The sequence below is a fragment of the Streptomyces sp. NPDC002867 genome, assembly GCF_053591895.1.
In genome coordinates this window covers 1-4,515 of the sequence record NZ_JBSFUR010000099.1, presented here as the reverse complement: position 1 = coordinate 4,515, position 4,515 = coordinate 1, and the positions used below count along the sequence as shown (strand labels likewise).

Below are 4,515 nucleotides of genomic sequence, written 5' to 3'. Positions count from 1 at the left end.
CCGGTGGCCGTTCTTGTATCCGGACACTCACTCCGACGCCAGGACAAACGCCCGGATCAGGTGGGAGCCCGTACACCACCTCTCAGGACGCAACCACCCGCCGACCAGGCCGGTCACCGCCTACGGCGTGGCCGCGCGGGCGGTCGCCCGCCCACTTTCGATGCCGAGGCATACAAGCAGCGCAACGCGGTCGAACGATGCATCAACCGGCTCAAGCATTAACGCGGCCTGGCCGTGCGAACGGACAAGCCCGCCATCGCCTAAAGTCCTCCAGCCCCTCTCCTCCCCGGGCCGCGAGATGGAGCTGTTCGAGCCCCAGTTCGTCACGGGCGATCTTCCGCAGCTCTCGCATGAGAGCGGATCCGACACCACGGCCACGGGACTCTGGACGGCCCTGAAGGTGGTGGACCGTGCCCCAGTGCCCGACGAGCTGACAGGGATCACGGTTGAGGACAACCCATCCGGCAAGAGCGTCGTCGAATCCGGCGGTTATGAGTCGGCTGCGTTGCGGGTCGAGACGGCCGAGGAGCCTGTCCGTGACTGGCGCGACGTGATCGTCTCGGACGGGTGGGAAGGGGAACCCGGCGGCGCTGCCTGAGTTGGTGACCGCGGTCCAGCAGTCGATCAGCTGGCGTCGGAGTTCGGGAGCGACCTCCTGGACGTCGGTGATCTGGGCGAGGTCGGGCACGCTCGCTTGCGTCACGAGAAGGAGCATCTCAGGGGGCTCTGACATCGGGATGGGGGAAGGCTCTCGAGTCCGGGCGGCTGACCTCGGCCGCGTAGCGCCCCAGTCCCCCGCGCGGCGGCCCTTGACATCGCGTGCACCGCAACCGGCGCCGCCAACTGCTCAGCTCATCAAAGACACATGCCGTAGAACGTTCAGTGGCCAACGAACGCGCTCGGTCACAGCAGAAGTGCGACTGAGCGCTGCAGTTGGCCACTGAATGTTCTCGTTGCCCGGAAGGAGACGGCGCCTATCGGCCGACGGTGCTCCAGTCGGTGGGGGCGGGCGCCACCGAACGGCCTGCGGCGTGCTCGCGCAGGCGCCGGGTCAGTTCCGGGAGGTCGTATGCCGGGAAGCTCACCTGGAGCAGCCGCAGACGAAAGCTCGAAGCGACTTCCTCCCGGAACATGGCCACGTCCATCGGCTTGACGTTCACATCCCACGCGTCCGGAGCCGCCCAGTGCGTCATCCGGACGTAGAACGCGTCGCGCGGACCGGCGTTCGCCACGGCCGAGAGGAAGTCGAGGCCGCTGTCGACCGGGAAGTCGATGAGCATCCAGCCGCGCCTGGACTTCACCCACTCCGCCATGTGCGGCAGCTTCTCCGGCCAGTCCGCGTTGCTCTCGCCGACGCCCTGACAGCAGGTGAAGGTTTCGAATCCGCATTGCCAGATCGCCTGGATCGTGGGTGCGAGCTGCTCGTCGATTTCTGCGTGCCGGTCGCCCACCTGCACGAGAACGGTGGGGTGTGTGCCTTCGTAAGTCATCGAGTGAGCATAGGGGCGGGGTACGACACCCGGGCAGGCAGGTGGCGCAGCCGTCCGACGTCGCCAGGTCGTGGGGGACGTCCGGCGGGGGCGGACGGATGGGCAGCAGTCTCCCGATGCCGTTCGATTCTTGTTCGAGTACGGTGGGGGTGAGAGGTGTCGCCATGGACGAGCAGCATGATCAGGCCGTGGGGGCCGGTTCGCCGATTCTTCATCTGCGTTGCCCGAGGGATGTCGATCCCGAGCTGTACCGGCTGCTGCTCGGCCTGGTAGCGGGTGTGACGCCGGTGGTGCAGGCCTTGCCTCCGTCGGCTGCCGTGGCGGACGTCTCCGGCAGCATCCGGTATTTCGACCGCGATCCGGCGGAGTTGGCCCTGATGGTCCGGACGCGGGCACTGGCGCGGTACGGCTTGCCCGTGGCGATCGGGGTGGGGCCCAACTGGACGATCGCGGCGATGGCGTCCCGGGAGCCGACGCAGGGCGGCGTACGTGCGGTCGGTTCCAGTCCCGAGGCGGTCGCGGCGTTCCTTCACCCGCGGCCGGTCGGCGAGCTGCACGGAATCGGCCGCGCCCAGGAGCGGACGCTGATGACGTACGGGGTGCACACGATCGGGCTGCTGGCGAATCTGCCGGAGTCGACGGTGCAGCGGGTCCTGGGCGGGAAGGCGGGCCGGGTGCTGAGCGAGCGGGCCCGCGGTATCGACCGTCGCCGGGTGGTGCCGGCTGAGCTGCCGCACAGCGCGGCCGCGCAGCGCCGCTTCCCGACTGACACGCTGGCGCCGGATCTGGTGCGCTCCGCGCTGCTGTCGCTGGCTGTCGAGCTCGGCGAGCGGCTGCGCAGACGCCGGCAGGCGGCGAAGGCCGTGACGCTGACCGTGACCTTCGCCGACCGCACCGAGCTGCACCGCAGCCGCCGGCTGCCCGGCGGGCCGTCCGCGCACACCGACGATCTGCGCGACGCGGCGTACGAGGTGTACCGGTCCCTGGGGCTGCAGCGTGCCCGGGTGCGGGCGGTCGCCCTGCGCTGCGAGCAGCTGGTGGACGCGGCCACCGTTGCCGAGCAGCTCTCCTTCGACGTCGGCCGGGAGCACCGGTTGCGCGCGGAGGAGGCCATCGACGCGCTCAACGCCCGGTTCGGCTCCGGCACGGCGGGGCCTGCGGCGGGCTTTCCGCAGGCGGGCTGAGCGTCCCATGCGAATGATCGCCTCCCGCGCCTGTGCAGGGATCGCGGCGGCCGTGTCATCAGGGTGCCCGTCCGCCAGACACTGAGCGTCGGCGGAGCCCCGCAGTCTCCTCGTCCGTGCACGGCACAGCGCCTGGGTCCGCGCTGCGTGTCACGAGCCAGATGGTCCGGTGCTCGCTCATCGCTTTCTCCTCCTTGTCTGTCTCGTGCGCTGACCGCATTGGGCGCCGCGTGCGCGGGGCGCAGGGACTTGTCCGGGTGCCGAAAGTCGTCCGGCGGCCTCAGAACTTGGGGCGCTTGAGCCCTTGCGGCCGTCGGCGAGCGCCAGAGTGAGCTCGGTGTTCCCGTCCGTGTCGAACCACGTCACCGACGGCTCACCCTGTCGGCCGCGAGCCGGTAGTGCCCGTCACTCGAGAGCAGGACGAGCGGGGACAGGCCCCACTCCTCCACCAGTTGAGGCGTGTCCAGCAAGGACAATCGGCTCTCGCGGCGGCCGACGCTCATCATCTCGTCCAACGGCATGTGGCTCTCGCTCCATGAAGTCGGCACCCCGGTCGGGAAGGCGTCCCCGTCAAACGCCAATGACCGCCGTTCTGCAGCCGCAAGGCTCCAGCAACGAGGACGGCAGACGCACCCCGAGCTGACGCTCGGCATCCTCGACAGCCCTGTCGGTCAACGGTGGCCGGCAGAGGTGCCGGCTCAGCGGGGGTCTTTCCACCAGACGAAGACCTCGGTGCTCGGCCGGCGTTCGGAGAACCGGCCCGACGCGGAGACCTCTCGCAGCAGCCGACGCAGGTCTGCCTCGAATTCCTGGCGGCGCGGGCCGAACAGATGCGGAGCCGAGAACGACATCGAGAACACCCCCGCAACGACGTCGTCAGCCGTGCGTTCCAACGGCTGTCCGCCGGGAACGACATGGCGCTGGGGACCGGAGAACCCCGCGCGGGCGAGCACTGTGGCCTCACCGCCGGGTGTTCCCTGCGGCAACACACCCCGGCCGGCTCGTCGGACCGGTCCGAGGTAGTGCCTGACCAGCTCCTCGATCGCCGTGTAGGGCGCCGCTGGATGCGGCAGACCGTCGACGGTTCGGGTCTCCGTCTTCACGTCCGAGATGTGCGCCAGCGCCCCGCCGGGCCGGAGCATGTCCCTGGTGGTTGCCGCCACGACGTCGCGATCCATCCAGTGGAAGGACTGACCGAAGGTCGCGACGGTGAACGTTCCAAGACCTGCGGGCAGTTCCTCGGCCCGGGCCTGCACCCACTGCACCTTCCCGGTCACCGAGCGCTCGGCGGCCCCACGCTCGGCTTCGGCGATCATCCCGCTGTCCGGATCGACGCCGACGATCTCGCTGAACAAATGCGCCAGGCTCAGGGCAAGGGTGCCGGGTCCGCATCCCACGTCGATGAGGCGTCCATGCCCATCGAGCTTCAGAACCGTGGCGAGCACGTCCGCCAGCCCGGGGGCGTAGGGAAGCCGCCCGCGCTGGTAGTAGGCGGCAGCACCCGAGAACAACGTGTCGTCCCACTCCCAGTCGGCCGCCACGTCCGCCCGCCACCTTCCCAGAGATCCGCAACTGTCCGGCTGCAGACGTTTCCATGGCTCCACGCCCCCGGGGAATCCTCCAACTGGAGTGCGGTGGTGCCCTCATGGTTCAGCGCCCAAAGGCCGGTCAGGCCCGCTACTGGCCAACTGTCGATCGAGATGGCCGCCTATCGGTGTGAGTGGGCGCTCTGGTTGACCCGTCCGGCCTAAAGCGCGTTGCAGAAGGCGGCAGGATGGGCATTTTCCCTGTATGGGTGGGGTGTTGAGGGCTGAGACGATGTGGGTGGAGACATTCACGGG

5 protein-coding genes and 1 pseudogene are annotated in these 4,515 nt (G+C 69.2%); 2 read left to right on the top strand and 4 right to left on the bottom strand.

All coding sequences use genetic code 11. The annotated features are described in order from the left end of the window. Positions 1-117: 117 nt before the first annotated feature. Positions 118-216: pseudogene (locus ACWD0A_RS34570) on the top strand (IS5/IS1182 family transposase); the annotation flags it as partial. Here the strand turns inward: ACWD0A_RS34570 and ACWD0A_RS34565 are convergent. Continuing rightward, positions 212-715, bottom strand: coding sequence for a GNAT family N-acetyltransferase (locus ACWD0A_RS34565; protein WP_451304661.1), 504 nt, complete (start codon positions 713-715; stop codon positions 212-214). The pseudogene ACWD0A_RS34570 and the gene ACWD0A_RS34565 overlap by 5 nt on opposite strands. Before the next feature lie 259 nt (positions 716-974). Continuing rightward, positions 975-1,490 carry a hypothetical protein gene (locus ACWD0A_RS34560; protein WP_451304659.1) on the bottom strand — a complete coding sequence of 172 codons (516 nt, stop codon included), beginning with the start codon at positions 1,488-1,490 and terminating at the stop codon, positions 975-977. Between the two features lie 164 nt (positions 1,491-1,654). Here ACWD0A_RS34560 and ACWD0A_RS34555 point away from each other — a divergent pair, with 164 nt between their 5' ends. Beyond that, positions 1,655-2,674 carry a DNA polymerase Y family protein gene (locus ACWD0A_RS34555; protein WP_451304657.1) on the top strand — a complete coding sequence of 340 codons (1,020 nt, stop codon included), beginning with the start codon at positions 1,655-1,657 and terminating at the stop codon, positions 2,672-2,674. Between the two features lie 362 nt (positions 2,675-3,036). Here the strand turns inward: ACWD0A_RS34555 and ACWD0A_RS34550 are convergent, their stop codons facing one another. Together ACWD0A_RS34550 and ACWD0A_RS34545 are read right to left on the bottom strand one after the other, a co-directional pair. Then, positions 3,037-3,195: a hypothetical protein gene (locus tag ACWD0A_RS34550; protein WP_451304655.1), complete on the bottom strand. Its 159-nt coding sequence runs from the start codon at positions 3,193-3,195 to the stop codon at positions 3,037-3,039. Positions 3,196-3,372: 177 nt separating this feature from the next. Then, complete coding sequence (locus tag ACWD0A_RS34545; RefSeq protein ID WP_451304653.1) at positions 3,373-4,215, bottom strand: class I SAM-dependent methyltransferase; 843 nt, start codon at positions 4,213-4,215, stop codon at positions 3,373-3,375. Positions 4,216-4,515 lie beyond the last annotated feature (300 nt).